Raw genomic sequence first — 19,771 nt, forward strand, 5'->3', positions numbered from 1 at the left:
TGTTGATGGTTTGCTTACAATTGATAATGTTCCTGGTGCATAGTTACTTACTTTTCCATATAATTCTGCATCTGTAATTGTATGGTTTTGCTCTACAGTTAATCCTGTTCCTGTTGGATTGTATTTAGTCGCTTGGCTTTGTACTGTAATTGTGATTTCTTTTGTTGTTGGTGTATTATTTCTATCATACGCCTTAATCGTTACTGTACTATTCCCTGCAGGTCCAGTTGGTGTTCCTGTAATTTGATTGTTCGCATACGTTAATCCTGCTGGTAATCCTGTTACTTCTATTGGATTATTTTGACGCATTCCTACCCCACCTGGATTATCTTCAGCTGTTACTGAGATTGGGGTGATTTGTTCACGGCTTGTTACTGTTGTTCCTTCCGCTGTAATTATTGGACCTGTCACGTCTGTTACTGTAACTGGTACATTTACATTGTCAAACGTTCCATCTGAGTACGTTACTTTCACTACCGCATTTCCTGCATTTCCTGCTGTAGCTGTTGATGGTCTACTTACAATTGATAATGTTCCTGGTGCATAGTTACTTACTTTTGCTTTCAATTCATCATCTGTAATTGTATGGTTTTGGGTTACAGTTAATCCCGTTCCTGTTGGATTGTATTTTTCCGATTGACCTTGTACGGTAATTCTAATTTGTTTTGTAGTAGAACGATTGTTTTTATCGTATGCCTTAATTGTTACAGTATAGTACCCTATTCCTGCTGTTGGTGTTCCTGTAATCTGATTATTCGCATATGTTAATCCTGCTGGTAAATTAGTTACTTCAATCGGATTATTGTCGCGCATTCCAACTCCGCCTGTATTATCTACAGCTCTTACTGGAATTGCCGTAATAGATTCATTTTTTGTTACTGTTGCACTTTCTGCTGTAATTGTTGGTCCTGTTACGTCTGTTACTGTAACTGGTACATTGACATTGTCAATCGTTCCATCTGGGTATGTTACTTTCACTACCGCATTTCCTGCATTTCCTGCATTCGCTGTTGATGGTTTGCTTACAATTGATAATGTTCCTGGTGCATAGTTACTTACTTTTGCTTTTAATTCATCATCAGTGATGGTATGGTTTTGGTTTACAGTTAATCCTGTCGCTGTCGGATTGTGAGCGTCCGCCTGGCTTCGTACTGTAATGGTGATTGTTTTTGGAGCCATATTCCCATTCTTGTCATAGGCTTTGATGGTTACTGTACTATTTCCTGGTGCTCCGGTTGGTGTTCCTGTAATTCGATTATTCGCATATGTTAATCCTGATGGTAATCCTGTTACTTCAATCGGATTATTATCACGCATTCCTACTCCACCTGGATTATCTACAGCTGTTACAGAAATTGGCGTGATTGGTTCATTTTTAGTTACTGTAGCATCACCTGCTGTAATTGTTGGCGGTATGTTGTCACGTCTAGTTACAGTAAAAGTAAAGCTCACTGGTGTCGCGCTATGATTAGCATTATCCGTAGCATTGAAAGTAATTGTATTAGTCTTACCAACATCTTCTGCTGTTGTTGTAATCGTAATAGTTCTTACTTTTTCAGTTTCAGTGTCTGTTGGTGAAGTTATAGATGCTTTCCCTGAAAAGACCCTAGTACCATATTTTGTTAGAAAATCATTAGCATTAAGATTAACATGTTTATTATCTCTTGCTGTTACTGTAAAGGTTACATTTTGTCCTTCAACTACTGTCTGATTAGCTGGTGTAATAGCTAATGTTGGTGGTTGTGTATCTGGTGCTTCTGTTGGTGTAACTGGATCACTTTTCTCAGAAACTACAATCCCACCACTATCAACCGTTGTTTCAGCTTTAAGAGGATTTCCTGGTAAAGCTTCTGATACCGTAATTCTTGCAGTTGTTCCATTAGATGTCCCTTGTCCAATTACACGATCTCCATCGTATAATTTTACAACAGAGCCGTTTTTAACCCCGCTACCTACATTAACTTCTATTGTTTGATTTGCTAAGCCTTTTTTGTTCACTACGCTAGTTGTAATCGTCGGTTTTTTAGGGTTAATCGTAAAGTAAACTCTTCCATCTGACCCTGAATTTGCATCTTCCGATGTTGAACCATCTTGATAACTTGCAACTGCAGTATAAGTAAACTTCCCAGCATTTGCTGTACTTGGAGCAGTGTTATCTTTCCAACTCCAGCTCATTCCAGCAGGGAAATCTCCACTACCCTTACGCGTAATATATTTATCCGCTACAGGATTACCTGTGTTTGGAATGGTATCTCCCACAACTTTTGTATGAGAACTACCTTGGATAGGATATAGTTTTGCTTGTTTTTCTCTTAATGTTGGTTGTACTGGTTGATCTGGATAATCTGTATATTTCGGTTCATTTGCATCTCGTCCTGAAATGAATGTATATGCTTGGTTAGTAGTTGCTCCAAATGTACCAACAACTGCTAATGCAAACGCATCTCTTACCTGTTCATCTGTTACTCCAGCTCTCAACTTAGCTTTAACCTGCATATGTACAGCAGACGTTTTGTCCTCTGTTTTAACCCCAAATCCATATGACCATCGATTATATTTACTTTCCGTTCTTGTTACCGCATGGATTAAAAGTGGATCATTACTATTTCCTTTAAATGTATCACGCATATCTCCATTATATTCTGCCCCATGTCTAATATCTAAAGCGTTGAAATACGTTAATCTTCTCCAGCCTGAACCATAATCAACTGAATTGTTTAAGAAATTAACATTATAAGAAGCCGTTCTAGTAAATCTTTCTGGATTTTGAGACAGAGTCCCAGAGTCACCATTTCTTGTATAAGTTTCAAATTTCAAATCTCTTAAAGTATTACCTTTATAAGTACCATCGCTATTCAAATCTAAAATTTGAGGTGGTAAAATTAATCGGTAGATTTGATACCTACTTAATTGTGCCATTCCGGTAGCATTATTATTGAAGAAAACATCATACACTACATAACGTTCTCCACCAATGGTTGTCATTTTAGCAAACATATCTACTTTATTTTCAGTATATTCTGTTAATCCATTTCTAACGACTCTGCTTCCATCACTTGCACGGTGACGTTGATAAATTAAAAAGTTATCACTTGAATCCCATGTTGGAGAAATTGAAGCTGCTCTATTATGAGAACCTTCTTCAATTTTATTTCCATTACGTGAATCATGAGATCCAGTATTAGCAATCGTGTTTTTCCCTTCTTTTACTACTTTTTCAGGAGCATTAGCCTTCGGCATTGAAGATAATACAAAGATTTTCTCACTAAGTTTTTTAACTAGTGCATCAATTTCGGCTTGTGTTAGCTCAGCGCTAGTACTATTAAGTATATTTTTAGCATTTTCTAAATCTATTTTAATAGCTGCTAATGTAGAAGCAGAGGCTTTTTCTTTATTTATTTTTTCTAACAGTTCCTCTACTTTTTCAATATTAATTTGTAATTTATTTTTATCTAATGCCTTTTTCTCTACTTTTTTATCGGCATTAGCATTGTTATTTACTGTTGAAGTAGCATTAGTTGCCTCTCCATCTTTTGTGACAGGTTTTACGACTTCTTTTTCTGCTGAGATTTTATTATTTAGAACATCTGCTTTTTCATCAGTTGAACTAGTTACTTTCTCAACAGCTATATTTTTTTCTGTTTTGTCCCCAGATACTTCCGCAGCACTAGCTACTCCAGCTGCACCAAAGAAGATACTAGCTCCTATAACGACCGAAGCAGCACCAACTTTGAACTTTTTTATAGAGTATGTTTCTACTTTTACTCCACTTTTCGTGTCCCTCAAATATTTATTGTTTTTTCCTATCACTTGCGTTTCTCCTTCCTTTTTATTGCTTAAAGATAAATAAAAACAATTCTATAACTAAAGTTATACATAATAAATAGCCATTTATAAACAGTTAACCCTATTTACCTATGTTTCCAATTATGTATTATACTATTTATACTTTAAATATACTTTAAATAATTTAATATTCTCTAGATGAAAATAATAATTAATTTGTACTTGTATTGTAATATTATATAGCAAACAATTTCACATTACTATATATATATATGCGTGATAAATACATAAAAAAATAAAATAAAATTTTACTATCTTAGAAAAATTCTTTTACTAAAAAAAATTACTAAATCCATAATAATATAAACTACAATTTTAACACTTTATTTATTATATGACAACCATGATATACACCTAATCTCCTCAAAAAATTTTTAAGACAATCAGTAAATATTTTACTAATTGTCTTAAAATTTATTATATCCTATTTGCTCTCTATTTTTTGTTTCACCTTATTGTAACGACGAATAACATTAATACGTTCCAATAAGTGTGGTAATAATATAATTACAATAATAATTGAATTTACTACTTTATTTAGCGTCTCCCCAAAGAAATCTATTAACAGTCCTTTATTTACTATTGAAAGAACTAGATAGATACAACATAAAATTGCTAATACAAAATTTACCATCAAAAATATTCCCGAGTTAGTATTCTTCTTCCTCATACTTCGTATTTCTTCATCCGATAAATTTTCTAAAAGTACTTTCTCTTTTTTAATCATCTCTCTAGATATTCCAAATACCATCAAATAAAAAATACAGAATATCAATGAAAATATTTCTAATAAAATTTCTGAATTCATAGTATTCACCTCCATTTAAATTTATTATACTATATTACCTGTACAAAAAATTACCCATATAAATAACTCATCATAAAAAATTGTTATAAATTAATCTTCACCATATACTATACCAATTCAAAACTAAGAAGTCTTAGAAATAGAGAAAGGGACTGATAAAATTATCAGTCCCATATATTTTTTAAAAAAATATTATTAAGTTTGGTATGATTATATTGTATATGGTAAACCTTATATGAAATTAAAATTATAATTAAAATTTACTTAAAATATTATTCTAGATTTAACCTACTTTAATTATTATATGCCAGAAGTATATATTCTCATACTAACTTCACTCAGTAAGATTCTTTTAATTATATCCCCTTGTATTTTCCCTAGCTTCTCTGCTCTTTCTAAAGATGAATCGATATTTTCACATAGATTCTCTTTACCAATTTTTTCGATAAACCCAGCTTTTTCCATAACATGATAAGGCTGTTCATTTACGTGCGATAATATTAATGTTAAACCACGTTTTTGACACGTTTCTAATATTTCTTCAAGCACTTCTAATCCTGAAATATCCATAACAGGAACATTACGCATTCGTATAATCAAAACATTTTTTCCTTCACCATGTTCAAAATTAGTAAATACATTTGCTGCTCCGAAGAATAATGCTCCAAATATTTCATAAACAATTGTATTTTTAGGAACATATTTTAAGTCAACTTCTTCTGACAGTTTATCTTCATCAGATGAACCTTTATACGTCCACTGTCTAACTTCTGCAATATCAGATATACGTTTTAAGAATAAGAACGCCGCTAGTACCATACCAAATTCTATCGCAATTACTAAATCGAAGAATAGCGTTAATAAAAAAGTAATAATCAACACAGCAGTATCACTCTTCGGTGCAGTTTTTAACATACGTATACAAGTACGCCATCCACTCATATTATAACCTACGATTATTAATATAGCAGCTAAACAGCTCATCGGTATATATGACGCATATGGCATTAAAAATAACAGTATTAATAATAGGGTAAATGCGTGTACCATTCCAGCTACTGGAGTTCTACCTCCATTTTTTACGTTAGCTGCCGTTCTCGCAATTGCACCTGTCGCAGGAATACCACCAAAAAGTGCCGACATAAGGCTCCCTACACCTTGAGCTACTAATTCCGCATTAGATTTATGCTTACTACCTGTCATACCATCAGACACTACGGCTGATAATAGTGACTCTATAGCTGCCAATATTGCGATTGTAAATGCAGGTAACATCATCTCCCTAACTAGAGAGAACGAAATTGTAGGCATTGTAAAACTAGGAAGCCCTGCTTTAATCGTATATAGATCACCAATAGTTTTTACCGGTAATTTGAAAATAGCTACTAAAAATGTTGTAACTAGTATTGCGATTAAAGAACCCGGTATTTTCTTAGAGACTTTTGGCCAAAATACTTGGATTAGTATCGCAAGAATACCTATTGCTAAAGTTATAAAACTTATACTTTTTATATTATGACTATACGCAACTATCTTTCCAATAAACTCTGCAGGAACTGCCCCCATACTTAATCCTAAGAAATCTTTAATTTGACCTACAACTATTCCCATTGCGATTCCTAAAGTAAACCCTATAGTAATTGTTTTCGGAATAAATTTAATCAAGTCACCAAAGTGAAATAATCCCATCAAGATTAACATAACTCCTGCCATCAGTGTTGCAACAGTTAATCCTGCAATCCCGTGTTCAGCTATAATTCCATAAATAATAACGACAAATGCTGCAGTAGGTCCACCAATCTGAACCCTACTCCCACCTAAAAATGAAATAAAAAAACCTGCTATAATCGCAGTATAAAGACCTTGTTCCGGGTTAACTCCAGATGCAATCGATAAAGGCAATGCTATAACAGCTACTATCAAACCAGCAATTATATCTTTCAAGCATTGTTCCTTTGTATAATTTTTCATTACACTAAACAACTTGGGCTTAAGATACTTAAATGAATTCATCTTCTCCTACTATTTCCTGAGAATCTTTAGTATTACTAGTTTAGCACATAACGAAGAAAAACTCTAGTTAAATCAGAAGTACTCTTGAAATATTTTAAAATCTCATAATATATCTTCTCACAACTAGAGTTTAATCTATTATATAATAAATTTATTTGTTATAAACTTTAAAAGAGAGGTTGCTCTAAACGTTCTAGATTTTTAAAAAAATTACAAGAAAACTCATAGACGCAGTGGTTTATTGATATCTAAATTCGTTTTATGAAAGCTTTTTAGATATCTAATAAACTGTGCGGGAGTGACTCGACAAAATCTTGTTTCTAGAAATCACGATTTTTGAGTCACTCCCTAAATTTCCCCTTGATATCTCTTATAATATCTACCACGAGTTCCTTTTTAGCAGTATCATACCAAGTTCCATCCATTTTATTTCTAAACCATGTTAACTGACGTTTTGCATAACGGCGTGAATTCTGAGAAATAGCTGCAATAGTGTCTTCTTTAGAAACATTACCCTTAAGATACGAAATCATCTCCTTATATCCTATCGCTCCTAGAGCCTGCAGTTCTGTACCATACTTATCAATAATCCCTCTTACTTCCTGCTCAAGCCCTTCTTCAAACATCAATTCAACTCGCTTATTAATACGATTGTATAGAACTTCTCTTTCGGTATTAAGAACTATTAAAAATGGATTATAACAATCTAGAACAGTATCACCATTGTTGTTTGTTGTTACAGATTTTTTCTCATTCATTACATAATTATATGCATTGATTACACGACGGTGATTTTCTAGGTCAATTGTATTATATGTGTCTGGATAGTTCTCTTTTAGATATTCTCTTGCCATATCTACATCTATATCATAAGTTTTTTCCTCTAAATCAGTAAACTCATAATTATTAAGTACCGCATTCATATAAAAACCAGTACCACCTATTAATAATGGCATCTTGCCTCGACTATGTATTTCTTCAATTTTCTTACGTGCCAGCTTTTGAAAATCATAGACAGAACAAGTATCAGTAGGTTCTAATTCATCTATTAAATGGTGAACTACCCCATCCATCTCTTCTTTTTTCACCTTTGCAGAACCTATATCAAACTTCTTGTAAATTTGAACGCTATCTATAGAGATTATTTCACAGTTGAACTCTTTTGCCAGTTCTATACTAAGTACCGTTTTCCCAACTGCAGTTGGTCCTACTATCGCTATTAAAGGTATTTTTTCCATCTTACCTCCTACACTATACGCTTAAACATTTTTTCTAAATCTTTTTTCTCCATTTTTGTGATTATCGGACGACCATGTGGACACGTAAATGGATTCTTGCATTCGTAAAGGTCACTTATTACTTTATTCATCTCTACATCTGTAAGGACTTGATTTGCTTTTATAGACATTTTACAACTTGCCATCGCAATTGCATCATTTCTTAATTCGTTAAAAGTTATATTGTTATTTCTTAGAACTTTCTCTACAATAATTTTTATCATTTGCTCTTCATCTTTTTCTATCCAACCAGGAAACTCGCGAACAACATAAGAATTATCTCCAAACTCCTCAAAAACAATACCAAGCTCTTCAAATTTTTCTAAATTATTACGAACCTCAACCGCTTCTTCTACAGAAAAATCAAACATAAGTGGTATTAACATTTGTTTTTTATAGTTCTTTCTTTCGATAAATTCACGTTGTAGTTTCTCATAATTATATCTTTCAGCAGCTGCGTGCTGATCTATTAAAAATAGCTTATTATCCGCTTCTGATAAGATATAAGTTTTAAAGATTTGTGCCAACACTTTTAAATCAGGGAGTGTACGAACTTTTGTATCATCATCTTGAACAATTTTTACATCTTTAATTTCATTAAAGTGACTATCATCTTTCACTACATTAGAGATTACTTCTTCGGCACTAATATCATAACTCGCGTCATTTTCTTTTTTAGAGAAATTCATGAAGTTCTCTATCTCTTTTTTAGTAGGTTTATCGCTATACTTATTTCTATTGTCACGAGGATGTGAACTATAACTTAAATCCGGTAAATCGCTCTTAATTCTCTGAGTTTTACTTCTTTGATTAAATGTATTTTCTTTAGTTTGCACTGGTGTTTTTTCTTCACCAGAATTCGTTAACAAATCTCCTCCAAAAAGGAACTCATCTTCACGGATAACATGACTTGTAGGCTCTTTTTGCTCATTTATGAAAATACTATCACCGTCAGCGCTGCTTTGAACCTCATCGAATTTTTCTAAAAAACTGTCCTCATCTTCTTCATTTCCAAACTTATTATCTAGTTCATCTAAGAAATTTATTTTTTCGATTTTCGCTTTTTCTTTTTTCGTAAGAACATTATTCATTCCTTGTGGAATATACGTATAATTACTTAGTCTTTCAGCGATAACTTCTTTTATTAGACGTATTAACTCCGCTTCTTTAGAAAGTCTAACTTCTTGTTTAGTAGGATGCACGTTAACATCTAATAAAATTGGATCCATTGCTATATTAATTACACATAATGGATACCTGTTTATCATTAATAATGTGCCATAAGCATCGATAATAGCATTTTGAATTCCATAGTTTTTAATATAACGACCATTGATAAAAATATTTATATAGTTCTTACTAGCTCTTGTCTCTTCTGGTACAGAGATATAACCAAATACTTTGTAATCATCGTTACTACCACTAAATTCTATCATATTTCTAGCGACACTCATATTATAGATTTTAGATAAAATCTTATGAACATCACCATCACCATATGTTTTAAAGGTAATCTTCCCATCTACATGAAGCTCGAAAGCTACATTAGGATAAGATAAGGCGAACTTATGAATAATATTAGTAATATTAGCTTGTTCTGTATGTGGATTACGTAGATATTTTAACCTTGCTGGTGTATTGTAGAATAAATTTTCTACACTTAAATCAGTTCCTTTAATAGGTGCGTAATATTCCTCAGAAACTACTTTTCCGCCTTCAAGAACTAACATCTTTCCTTGCGCTTCTCCTGCACAACTCTTAATTACTACTTTACTCACAGATGAAATACTCGCTAATGCCTCACCTCTAAAACCTAAAGTTTCTATGTGAAATAAATCATAGTCAGCACTTATTTTACTAGTCGCATGTCGTAAAAATGCACGTGCCAAATCATCATTAGTAATACCACTACCGTTGTCAATAATTCTAATTTGTTGAACACCAAATTCTTTAATTATAACTTTGATATTAGTACTCCCTGCATCAATAGAGTTCTCAACAAGCTCTTTTACAACAGAAGAAGGTCTTTCGACTACTTCGCCCGCCGCTATTTTATTTGATAATTCTGCAGATAATATATTTATTTTTCCCATTTAATTTATTCCACATCCTCACTTATTTTTCGTTGTAATTCATATAGAAGATTGAAAGCCTGCATTGGTGTTGTTTCTAAGAAATTTACACCTTCTAATTGCTTTTTAATTTCATCAAATTTCTCATTATCACCATCGAAATCCAATTGTAATTTCGCATAGTTTTTCCCTGATTTTTCTTCGACTTTTAATTGTTTTCTAATAGTTTTCTCTAACTCTTCTTTAAATTCTTTTTCTAATTCTTGACGAAGTTGTAATCTTAAAGTCTCCTCATCTATTTTTCCAGTCTCTTCTTTAACTACTTTACTACTATATTCTTTTTCTAGTTCTTGACGTATTTTTTCTCTTAGTTTTTCTTCAGATTCTTGCGATGAAGCATCACTTAATAATACTTTATCGTATCTAGCATTATCAACAAGGTCCTCACTACCTTTAGTACCACTTTCTAATTCTCTTAAGATTTCATTAGCTCCTACGATAACATCTTCTGGTAGATGAGCAAGCTTGGCTACATGAATACCATAACTCTTTTCGATAGGTCCTTCATTAATTTTATATAAGAAAATTAGCTTTCCATGATCTTCTTTCGCAGAAACGTGAATATTTTTTATTCCCTGGGTAATATTTTCTAACTTTGTAAGCTCATGATAGTGAGTTGAGAATAATGTTTTACATTTAATTGTGTTATTAATATATTTTAGGATTGATTGAGCTAAGGCAATACCGTCATAAGTTGAAGTTCCACGACCAATCTCATCAAAAATTAATAATGAATTTGCAGTAGATTCAACTAAAGCATTCTTCGCCTCAATCATCTCAACCATAAACGTTGATTTACCTCCAGCTAAATCATCACTCGCACCTATTCTCGTAAATATTTTATCGAAAATCGGTAAATTTGCAGAAGTCGCTGGAACAAATGACCCAATTTGTGCAAGAATCACTATAAGAGCAAGTTGTCTCATATAAGTAGATTTACCAGACATATTCGGCCCTGTAATAAGCAAGATATTATTATCTTTATCTACTTTGCAATCATTACTAATATAACTATCAGCACTCACATTTCTCTCAACAATCGGATGGCGACCATCAACAATATCAATAATATTATTATCATTGAATTCAGGTTTTACATAACCATATTCTTCTGCCACATCAGATAATGAAACGAACACATCAATATCACTTAAAGTATTCGCAACTTTTTGTAATCTCACGATATAATTATGGATTTTCGTCTTAACTTCTTGGAATAATTGTAATTCTAACTCTTCAATTTTTGTCTTAGAGTTCACGATATGTTCTTCAGCTTTTTTTAGTTCTTCAGACACGAATCTCTCACAGTTAGAAAGTGTTTGTTTCCTATGATAACCTAGTTCTATTGGATCTATAGTTTTAAGCCCTACTTTAGATATTTCTATAAAGTAACCAAAAATCTTATTATATCCAACTTTTAGATTTTTAACCCCTGTTCTCTCTTTTTCACGTTCTTCGATTTCTAATAATATTCTATTTCCGTTTTTACTAGCATTCTTATAACTATCTAATTCTTCATTAAAACCTAATTTAATTACATTTCCATCTTTAACTGTTTGACCAGCTTCTTCATGGATTGTCGCCTCAAGATAATCGTATAAATCTGTTAATTCATCGATATTTTCTGCGATATCTTTTAATTTATTAGATTCAAATCCTAATAATAATTTCTTGATTTCTGGTATTTGAGCCAATGTTTTCTTTAGGTTTAATAATTCTTTGGGACTTACAATATTATAAGAAACTTTTGTAGAAATTCTCTCAAGGTCATATACTTCTTTCAAACTAGTTTTAACATCAGCTTTTTCGAAATAATGTTTAGTAAAATCTTCTACGATTTCCTGACGTTTTTTAATTTCTTTAAGATCTAGCAATGGATTTTCTAACCATTTTTTTAATTTTCTTGAACCCGCTGCGGTTGATGTTTTATCCACAATGCTAAGAAGAGAACCTTTCTTCCCACCATTAGCCATGTTCTGAGTAACTTCTAGGTTTTTTAACGAGTAGTTCGTCATATAAACAAACTTATCTTTGAAATATACTTCAAAATCTTTAAGGCTTGAAATATCTTTATTTTGAGTTTTTTCAATATAATCTAAAAGAACATCACATGCAATACGAAGATTGCTATCAGTAATATTACTTGTTTTCTCCTTAGTAATATCATTAGTTAATTCAACTTCAGTAACATAAGCACTAATATCCAACTCTTGATCTTTTATACTTATTACCTCTTTAATATTATTTTTTAATACCTCATCTTGTAGGTCAGTCATATTTTTAAGTACAGTACAACGACTATCACCTGTCATAATATCACAAAATGCGAAGTAAATATTATTATCCTTTACATATGCACTACCTAGGAAGTTATTCTCATCGTAATTTTTGTAGTTCATGTAAGTCCCTGGTGTAATCACCTGAACTACCTTACGTTCTACGATTTTCCCTTGACCAGGTTCAGAAACTTGTTCACATATCGCTACTTTATACCCGTTATTAACTAAAGTATCAATGTAAGTAGCTGCTGAATGAAATGGAACTCCGCACATAGGAATTTTTTCAGCTCCTCCATCCCGAGCAGTTAAAGTTATTTCTAATATTTTTGACGCTCTAATCGCATCTTCAAAGAACATCTCATAAAAATCACCAAGACGGTAAAATACAAACGTGTCTTGATAGTCTTTTTTTATCTTCAGATATTGTTCTATCATTGGAGTATATTTCATCTCAAAAGTTCCTTTCTCTTTATTTTTTCCATGTATTCATAACATATATAATTTTAGCATAAAACACAAATAATTTAAAATAACATTTTTCAATTTACAAAAAATTAATACTAAAGAAAACTAATTTATGTTGTAAACATAGTATAAAATGATTATAATATGAATGAAAGATTATTTTGAAAGAGGCTAAAGAATATGTTTAACTTAGAAAATATGAATGAATATGAACAATATTCATATTTAATAAAGATGTGCGATCCTTATATTAGTTATGAGGTAATAAACGGTGAATTGAAAAAAGTTTTTAAAGCTGAAACTCCTGATATAATTTATGAAGCACAAGAAAAAATTAAAAGTTTAATCTCTTCACCTGGATTTGAACTTCCTAGGTAATAAAATATAAAGAGAGTGACCCAAAAATCGCGATTTCGTAAAAATCACAATTTTTGAGTCATCATCATATTTCTATTAAGTAGTTTTGTTGAACAACTTTATAACTACCTTTTCACAAAATCATATTATATTACTATAGCTGTAGCTATAAAAAAACTAAAAATAATCTTAGGCTTTTAAATTTTTAATATTACCCTATAGTTCTGATTAGATCATAGTTATAATATTTTATATTTCTTCTAGACGATTTATCCTTATCTAATAAATTATTAACAACAAGGTAATCCAATGCTTTTTTTACCGTTTGTTTATGGTACCCTGTTATCTCGGCTATATCAGTTGCTGTTGCTATTGGCTCTCTAAATGTTGCTAACCAAACGTCCGATTGAACTGATGTTTTACATTTATTTAATCCTGTAGATGCGAGTGTTTCTGCAGTTTCTATTTTTTCTATAATTTTATTAGCCATTCTTTCACTTGCATTCAAGAAGAAAATTATCCAACTTACCCAACTTGGCGTTTCTCCTCTTGTTTCATTTAAAGTATTATAATATCTTATTCTTTCCACTTCTAACTCTTCACTAACGAAAAATAACGGAGCTTCCATTATTTTTTCTTTTATCGCCATCAAAACTATTAATATACGCCCTAATCTACCATTGCCATCTAAAAACGGATGAATAGATTCAAATTGTGCATGCATTATCGCTATTCTAAGAAGTGAATCTATTTGGTGATCAAATAATTCTTTATCCTCACCCACTTTTTTATCGAAATCTCTATGATATTCTCCATTTATAAAATATTCTAAATTTGTCATATATTCATTTATTAAATTTGCATTTATTGGAATATAAACTGCATTTTCTATTTTTTTATCTGGTCCAATAAAGTTTTGTATCTTTCTAAATTCCCCTTTATTTGAAACCGTTCCTCGTGCATCTTCCATTAAAATAGCATGTAATTCTTTAATCATTCTGGTAGAAATTACATCACCACTTTTTATCAATTTAACTCCATGTTCTATTGCTTTATGATAATTAAGCACTTCAGTTTGTTGCCAAGATTTATTTTTTTTACTTTTATTTTCCATGATTTCATAAAATGTAACTTGTGTCCCTTCAATTCTAGTAGATTGAACTGATTCATTAAGCGTTAGCAAACTTAATATCGACTTATTTACTATCGATTTTCTTAAAATTGTGTCAAGTTTTCCTATTTTTTTATTGACACTTGATAATTTCTTAAAGATTTCTATAGCATCTTTATTTTGTATTTCTATTGGTAATTTTTTTATTCCTTCTAACATCCTTTTATACTCCTTAGTATATTTTTATCCTTTTTTTGTATTATAATTAATTATAATATATTATTATTAGAATTACAATGCTTTTGTATCTGTATTTTTAAATTGATTTCTATAAAAAGAACAAATAATACATTATATAATTAAGTACAAAAATGTACAAAATACATACACTAACATAATAGTTGTAAATAAGGAAAAATAAACAAGGAATTATTGTATGTCTGAAAAAATATTACAAATATCATATACAACAGAAACTTAAAAAGGGAGTGATCCAAAAATCGTGATTTCGTAAAAATCGATTTTATTGAGTCACTCCCGTGCAGTTTATTAGATATCTAAAAATCTTTTATAAAGCGAATTTAGATATAAATAAACCACATGTTTCTATGAGTTTTTATATGAATTTTGTTAAATTTTAGAACTTTTGGTAGTCACATCATTTTTGAAAAATCAGTGAAAACTTAACAAAAAATCTAGCGCCAATAGTTCTATAAGTTAATCACAGTCCGTTATAATAAAAGTACTTATAAACTATACTAAATACTTTTATTTTTCATGTAATGGTCTAATTTTTAAATTTCTATCAGAGTTTGGAAGTCCTAACCTTTTAGCAAATTAGCAATGCTTTTCAAATTCCTCATCAGTTTTATGACAGTTAGGTATATGCCTTAAATAACTGAACTTTTTAAAATCATTTTCAGATAATTTCTTATTACACATTATTATTTTTACCTCTTATATTTAATATTTCTATTATTTTTTCTTCTGTCAAGTCTTTCCATCTTAAATTGTTATTTTTTATATATTCACTTAATCTTCCCATATCAAGATCTGGATAAAGATTTTCAGATGCTGTATATCTACTATCTGTTGCATATTCATCGAACTCATATAGTAATTTATCATCAACCATAAATATTTCTCCTTATAATACTCTATATAATCCAATTAATTATAACATTTTCTCATAAAATATACATTATTTAAAATAACATTTTTCAAATTACAAAAAGATTAATACAACAAAAAACTAATTCCTGTTGTAAACATAGTATAAAATGATTATAATATAAATGAAAGATTATTTTGAAAGAGGCTAAAGAATATGTTTAATGATGACTATAATAAAATGAATGATTTTGAGAAATTTATTTATTTATCCGATATTTTTGAACCTTATATTGTTGATAGAATACAGAATGGGAAATTAATTTGCGAATTCAAAAAAGACACTCCGTTGATAGCACGAAAAGCAAAAGAAATGTTTGAAGAACTAATCTCTTCACCTGGATTTGAACTCCCTAGGTAATAAAATAAAAAACACTTGGTAAATTTACCAGGTGTTTCTCTTTTACATTTTCTAATACCAAGCAACTACTCTTATATCTGAAAAATCATTTTCATCTAATATTCTCAATAATCCTTGATATGCATGCATTAAATACATTGTTTGTTTATATTTATCTGCTCGTTTAATTAATCTAGCCTCTCTTGATTTCAAGTCCAACTCTATAGTTCCATAATCTTCAGCGTTCCCCGGGAAATAATTATATACAACAATATTATTAATAATTTTAATCAATTTCAAAAGCAACATAGTTATTCCTCATCTACTAAAATCAAAAAGTACTCATTATTTTATATTTTTCTTCTTCTGTTAATTCATCTAGGGATATATTGTTCTCTTTTACATATTCTCTTAACTTTCCTATATTTAAATATGTTGGTATATCTTCTCCGGTTGTAAATGTACCATCTGGAGAAAGTTCATCTAATTTGTATAGATCCTCTTTGTTTATCATCAGAAATACTCCATATATCGTGTTGTTTTTTATCTAAAATTAATTATATCACTTTTTCAACTAATAATCTCGTTCAATCTATTATATTGTAAGAAATACAAAAACTAAAAATAGATTACAGAATAATTTATATTCTACATACTATTTTTTAGAATAATTCCTTTGACAATTGATTATTAAATTTTTATTTGATATAATCGAGTTGAAAAGAGAAGTTAGGGAGTGTAATATCTTCTAAATAAGGATTACGGTAATCGTTTATTTTTCAAAGTCAAAGGCTGAAGAAAAATATTACGAATAGCGTACTTAAAAAAGGGAGTGATCCAAAAATCATGATTTCGTAAAAATCGATTTTATTGAGTCACTCCCGTGCAGTTTATTAGATATCTAAAAATCTTTTATAAAGCGAATTTAGATATCAATAAACCACATGTTTCTATGAGTTTTTATATGAATTTTGTTAAATTTTAGGACTTTTGAGTCAGCCCCATATTTGAAATAATTATTATATATTATCTATTTTTTCTTCTTAATCCCATAGCTCCAAATAATCCTATGATTGTCGCTAATAATCCATAAGAAGTTGTTTGTAATCCTGTGTTAGGTAAAGCTTTCCTTTCTTCCTTATTTTCTACCTTCCCTTAAGATTTAACTTCATAAGATAAAATAAAAAAATAATAGACTTCTTCTCGTAGGATTACTGAGTTTCTGTCTATTATTTTTCTTCCCAAGTGATAAACTCGGAATAAAAATAATCGAATCGTCAATATAATAAGACAACTATATTTTACTATAAAAACTTATTTAAGTTACAAAACATTACAAAATTGGATGTTTCTAGCATTTTTATAGTACTTTTCTTTATAAAAGTTACAAATTTGTAACGATAAGCTACTTTTAAAATAACTCTTTATTAATTCTACACATAGAAAATCAGTATAATCCAAACTACATCCCGTATTTAGTAAAAACTAATTATTCACATTTAAACTCTATTTTGGACATAAAAAAAGAAACTGACTTTTACGTCAATTTCTTTTTTATTTATAATCTTATTTATGTAATTCTTTTTCGAAAGCTTCTCTAACTTGTCCAACAGAGAATCCGATGATTACTTGAATAGCTTTACCGTTACGAGCAACTCCAAGAGCTCCAGAACGTTTTAAGAATTCATCATCTTTAACTAGGCTTTCATCTTTAACGTTAACACGTAGTCTTGTTACACAGTTAGTAACGTCTACGATGTTATCTTTACCACCTAAACCTTCTAAAATGATAACTGCTTGATCATCGTGAGTAGCTGCATCATCTCTAACTTCTGGTTTAGCTGCTTCTTTACCTTTTTCACGGTACTCTTGTTTAGAGTAAAGTTTAGTTTCAGCATCATCTGCTTCACGTCCTGGTGTGTTTAATTGGAATTTAAGGATTAAGAATCTAAATACGAAGAAGTAGATTACTGAGAATACTAATCCAATTGCGATTTGAACGAATACTTGAGATGAGTGGTTTTTGAACATTGGTAACCAGTTAAGAGCTAAGAAGTCGATTAATCCACTTCCGAAGTTACCTACAACTCCAAATTGGTACATAGTTGCTGACATTAATGCACCTAATACTGCGTGAGTAGCGAATAACATTGGTGCTGCGAATAAGAATGTGAACTCGATTGGTTCAGTGATTCCTGTTAAGAAACCTGTAAGTGCTGCTGGGATTAATAACCCTGCTACAACTTTTTTCTTGCTGTCTTTAGCTGTTACATACATAGCTAAAGCTGCTGCTGGTAAACCAAATACTTTTGAATTACCGTGTAATGAGAATCCACCTTGAGGGAATAGCTCTTTTAATGGAGTTGAGCTTTGAGAGAACTCTTGAATGTGTTGTACCCAGTAAGCTGTGATTCCATTTTCTACTACTGCTGGTCCAAACATGAATGGTCCATAGATGAAGTGGTGTAATCCTGTTGGGATTAAAATTCTTTCTAGGAATGTGTAAGTGAATACCCCTGCAATTCCTGAAACTTTTAAGAATCCTTGTAAAGCAGCGATTCCTAATTGAACTTTAGGCCATAATAAAGCTGTTACAAATGCAGCTGGAATCATGATTAGGAAACCAACTAAGATAACGAATGTTGACCCTTGGAAAATTCCTAGTAATTCAGGAAGTTTTTTGTCAAAGTATTTATTGTGAATCCATACTGAGATAGATGCAATAACAATAGAACCGATGATTGAAGTATCTAATGTGATTGCTCCAGCGATTCTTGTAATACCAGTAGGTAATTTAAGAGCTGGTGTTACATCTACTCCAAAGAATTTGAATTGAGTTAAGAATCCGTTGATGAAGTAGTTGAAAACCATGTAGATTAAGAACGCTTCTAATGCTGCACGACCGTTTGCTTTTTTAGCAAGACCGATTGGAATACCAAGTGCGAATACTACTGGCATTTGATTGAAGATTGTCCATCCTCCTTGCTCTACTACGAACCAGAAGTTGTACCAAAGAGTACCTTCTGTCGCGATGCTCCCTACTAAGTTAGGGTTTTTAAAGATTGAAGTTAATCCAACTACTAATCCGAAGAATGCGAACATAATAGATGGCATTAACATAGCGCCTCCAAAACGCTGAATTTTTTGTAACATAACATTTTCCTCCTTTTTTTTATTTTTCTGCTAATGTTACTTCTAAACCATTATGATCAGAAATAATTGGATAATTATCATCATTAAATATAACAAAACTTTCTTTAACATTCATTTTTTTATTAATAAATACATAATCCAATTTTTTCTGACACATAGAATCTTCCCAACCACTTATATTTTTATATACAGTTATTCCCCCGTCTTTTTCCTCGGCTAATTCATACGTATCATATAATCCTTTATCAAGTATATTTTTATAATCATCTACTTGATGGAAATAGTCTGTATTGAAATCCCCCATGAAAACTTTAAGATTTTTGTTATTTGTATAATTAATTAGGTTGCTAAGATTTTGATCTATGTCTTCCCCTTTACAAGTTGGCAAATTCATATGACAACTGTAAAATTCTACGATCTCATCATTTACTTTAAGATCAACTTTTAAAATTTTTCTTGATTCGATAGAAGTTACAGTTTGTTGTGCCGTACAGTAAAAATCCTCTACGGCAACAACTTCACCTTTAGCTAATATTGCTAGTCCTTCTTCAAATTTATCAAATCCTATGTGAGAGTATGTCCAGTAGTAGCTGTATCCATCTTCCCCATATTCCTTAATTTTATCTAATAATAATTTTCCAAAATTATCTTCTTTTATACCATCATGAACATCTGCACTATTAATCAACTGATTTACTTCTTGCATCGCTACTACATCATATTTTTTTTCTACGATAGTTTTCGCTAAAATATTAAGTTTTTCAAGTTGATTTTCTTCTAACCAACTGTGAACATTAATTGTTAATAGTTTCATAATATG

14 protein-coding genes and 1 pseudogene are annotated in these 19,771 nt (G+C 30.8%); 2 read left to right on the forward strand and 13 right to left on the reverse strand.

Annotated elements, in window-relative coordinates:
• The 6 genes from RWS90_RS04590 to mutS all read right to left on the reverse strand — a co-directional run.
• Positions 1–3,810 (reverse strand): Rib/alpha-like domain-containing protein (locus RWS90_RS04590; RefSeq protein ID WP_314549059.1); only part of this gene is annotated, 3,810 nt, incomplete at its 3' end.
• A gap of 460 nt (positions 3,811–4,270) precedes the next feature.
• A complete protein-coding gene (locus tag RWS90_RS04595) occupies positions 4,271–4,654 on the reverse strand; it encodes a hypothetical protein (protein ID WP_314549060.1) in 384 nt (127 codons plus the stop codon).
• A 300-nt stretch (positions 4,655–4,954) separates the two neighbouring features.
• Positions 4,955–6,625 carry a SulP family inorganic anion transporter gene (locus RWS90_RS04600; RefSeq protein WP_314549062.1) on the reverse strand — a complete coding sequence of 557 codons (1,671 nt, stop codon included), beginning with the start codon at positions 6,623–6,625 and terminating at the stop codon, positions 4,955–4,957.
• A 383-nt stretch (positions 6,626–7,008) separates the two neighbouring features.
• Positions 7,009–7,905, reverse strand: coding sequence for a tRNA (adenosine(37)-N6)-dimethylallyltransferase MiaA (gene miaA / locus RWS90_RS04605; protein WP_314549064.1), 897 nt, complete (start codon positions 7,903–7,905; stop codon positions 7,009–7,011).
• Positions 7,906–7,913: 8 nt separating this feature from the next.
• On the reverse strand, positions 7,914–10,037 hold the full coding sequence (mutL, locus tag RWS90_RS04610) for a DNA mismatch repair endonuclease MutL (protein WP_314549066.1): 2,124 nt from the start codon (positions 10,035–10,037) through the stop codon (positions 7,914–7,916).
• Positions 10,038–10,042: 5 nt separating this feature from the next.
• Positions 10,043–12,805 carry a DNA mismatch repair protein MutS gene (gene mutS, locus RWS90_RS04615; RefSeq protein WP_314549067.1) on the reverse strand — a complete coding sequence of 921 codons (2,763 nt, stop codon included), beginning with the start codon at positions 12,803–12,805 and terminating at the stop codon, positions 10,043–10,045.
• Positions 12,806–13,000: 195 nt separating this feature from the next.
• Here mutS and RWS90_RS04620 point away from each other — a divergent pair, with 195 nt between their 5' ends.
• Positions 13,001–13,198 (forward strand): hypothetical protein, encoded by a 198-nt coding sequence (locus RWS90_RS04620; protein WP_314549069.1) that lies wholly within the window; start codon positions 13,001–13,003, stop codon positions 13,196–13,198.
• 190 nt (positions 13,199–13,388) lie between these two features.
• Here the strand turns inward: RWS90_RS04620 and RWS90_RS04625 are convergent, their stop codons facing one another.
• On the reverse strand, positions 13,389–14,507 hold the full coding sequence (locus RWS90_RS04625) for a Fic family protein (protein ID WP_314549071.1): 1,119 nt from the start codon (positions 14,505–14,507) through the stop codon (positions 13,389–13,391).
• 715 nt (positions 14,508–15,222) lie between these two features.
• The gene (locus RWS90_RS04630) at positions 15,223–15,423 is read right to left on the reverse strand and encodes a hypothetical protein (protein WP_314549073.1); all 201 of its coding nucleotides are present in this window, start codon (positions 15,421–15,423) and stop codon (positions 15,223–15,225) included.
• Between the two features lie 192 nt (positions 15,424–15,615).
• Here RWS90_RS04630 and RWS90_RS04635 point away from each other — a divergent pair, with 192 nt between their 5' ends.
• On the forward strand, positions 15,616–15,819 hold the full coding sequence (locus tag RWS90_RS04635) for a hypothetical protein (protein WP_314549075.1): 204 nt from the start codon (positions 15,616–15,618) through the stop codon (positions 15,817–15,819).
• A 51-nt stretch (positions 15,820–15,870) separates the two neighbouring features.
• Here RWS90_RS04635 and RWS90_RS04640 read toward each other — a convergent pair whose 3' ends face one another.
• The 5 genes and pseudogenes from RWS90_RS04640 to RWS90_RS04655 all read right to left on the reverse strand — a co-directional run bounded on the left by RWS90_RS04640 (position 15,871) and on the right by RWS90_RS04655 (position 19,765).
• A complete protein-coding gene (locus tag RWS90_RS04640; protein WP_314549076.1) occupies positions 15,871–16,107 on the reverse strand; it encodes a hypothetical protein in 237 nt (78 codons plus the stop codon).
• A 22-nt stretch (positions 16,108–16,129) separates the two neighbouring features.
• Complete coding sequence (locus RWS90_RS04645; RefSeq protein ID WP_314549078.1) at positions 16,130–16,312, reverse strand: hypothetical protein; 183 nt, start codon at positions 16,310–16,312, stop codon at positions 16,130–16,132.
• Positions 16,313–16,824: 512 nt separating this feature from the next.
• A pseudogene (locus RWS90_RS07865) lies at positions 16,825–16,920 on the reverse strand (LPXTG cell wall anchor domain-containing protein); the annotation flags it as partial.
• A gap of 444 nt (positions 16,921–17,364) precedes the next feature.
• Positions 17,365–18,951, reverse strand: coding sequence for an alpha-glucoside-specific PTS transporter subunit IIBC (locus tag RWS90_RS04650; protein WP_314549081.1), 1,587 nt, complete (start codon positions 18,949–18,951; stop codon positions 17,365–17,367).
• 19 nt (positions 18,952–18,970) lie between these two features.
• On the reverse strand, positions 18,971–19,765 hold the full coding sequence (locus RWS90_RS04655) for an endonuclease/exonuclease/phosphatase family protein (RefSeq protein WP_314549083.1): 795 nt from the start codon (positions 19,763–19,765) through the stop codon (positions 18,971–18,973).
• Positions 19,766–19,771 lie beyond the last annotated feature (6 nt).

The organism is uncultured Gemella sp., from assembly GCF_963529685.1.
In the GTDB taxonomy this organism is placed as follows: Bacteria; Bacillota; Bacilli; order Staphylococcales; family Gemellaceae; genus Gemella.

Coding starts and splice junctions, on each gene's coding strand:
- RWS90_RS04595 (WP_314549060.1), bottom strand. CDS start 4,654: ATGAATTCAGAAATTTTATTAGAAATATTTTCATTGATATTCTGTATT.
- RWS90_RS04600 (WP_314549062.1), bottom strand. CDS start 6,625: ATGAAAAATTATACAAAGGAACAATGCTTGAAAGATATAATTGCTGGT.
- miaA (WP_314549064.1), bottom strand. CDS start 7,905: ATGGAAAAAATACCTTTAATAGCGATAGTAGGACCAACTGCAGTTGGG.
- mutL (WP_314549066.1), bottom strand. CDS start 10,037: ATGGGAAAAATAAATATATTATCTGCAGAATTATCAAATAAAATAGCG.
- mutS (WP_314549067.1), bottom strand. CDS start 12,805: ATGAAATATACTCCAATGATAGAACAATATCTGAAGATAAAAAAAGAC.
- RWS90_RS04620 (WP_314549069.1), top strand. CDS start 13,001: ATGTTTAACTTAGAAAATATGAATGAATATGAACAATATTCATATTTA.
- RWS90_RS04625 (WP_314549071.1), bottom strand. CDS start 14,507: ATGTTAGAAGGAATAAAAAAATTACCAATAGAAATACAAAATAAAGAT.
- RWS90_RS04630 (WP_314549073.1), bottom strand. CDS start 15,423: ATGGTTGATGATAAATTACTATATGAGTTCGATGAATATGCAACAGAT.
- RWS90_RS04635 (WP_314549075.1), top strand. CDS start 15,616: ATGTTTAATGATGACTATAATAAAATGAATGATTTTGAGAAATTTATT.
- RWS90_RS04640 (WP_314549076.1), bottom strand. CDS start 16,107: ATGTTGCTTTTGAAATTGATTAAAATTATTAATAATATTGTTGTATAT.
- RWS90_RS04645 (WP_314549078.1), bottom strand. CDS start 16,312: ATGATAAACAAAGAGGATCTATACAAATTAGATGAACTTTCTCCAGAT.
- RWS90_RS04650 (WP_314549081.1), bottom strand. CDS start 18,951: ATGTTACAAAAAATTCAGCGTTTTGGAGGCGCTATGTTAATGCCATCT.
- RWS90_RS04655 (WP_314549083.1), bottom strand. CDS start 19,765: ATGAAACTATTAACAATTAATGTTCACAGTTGGTTAGAAGAAAATCAA.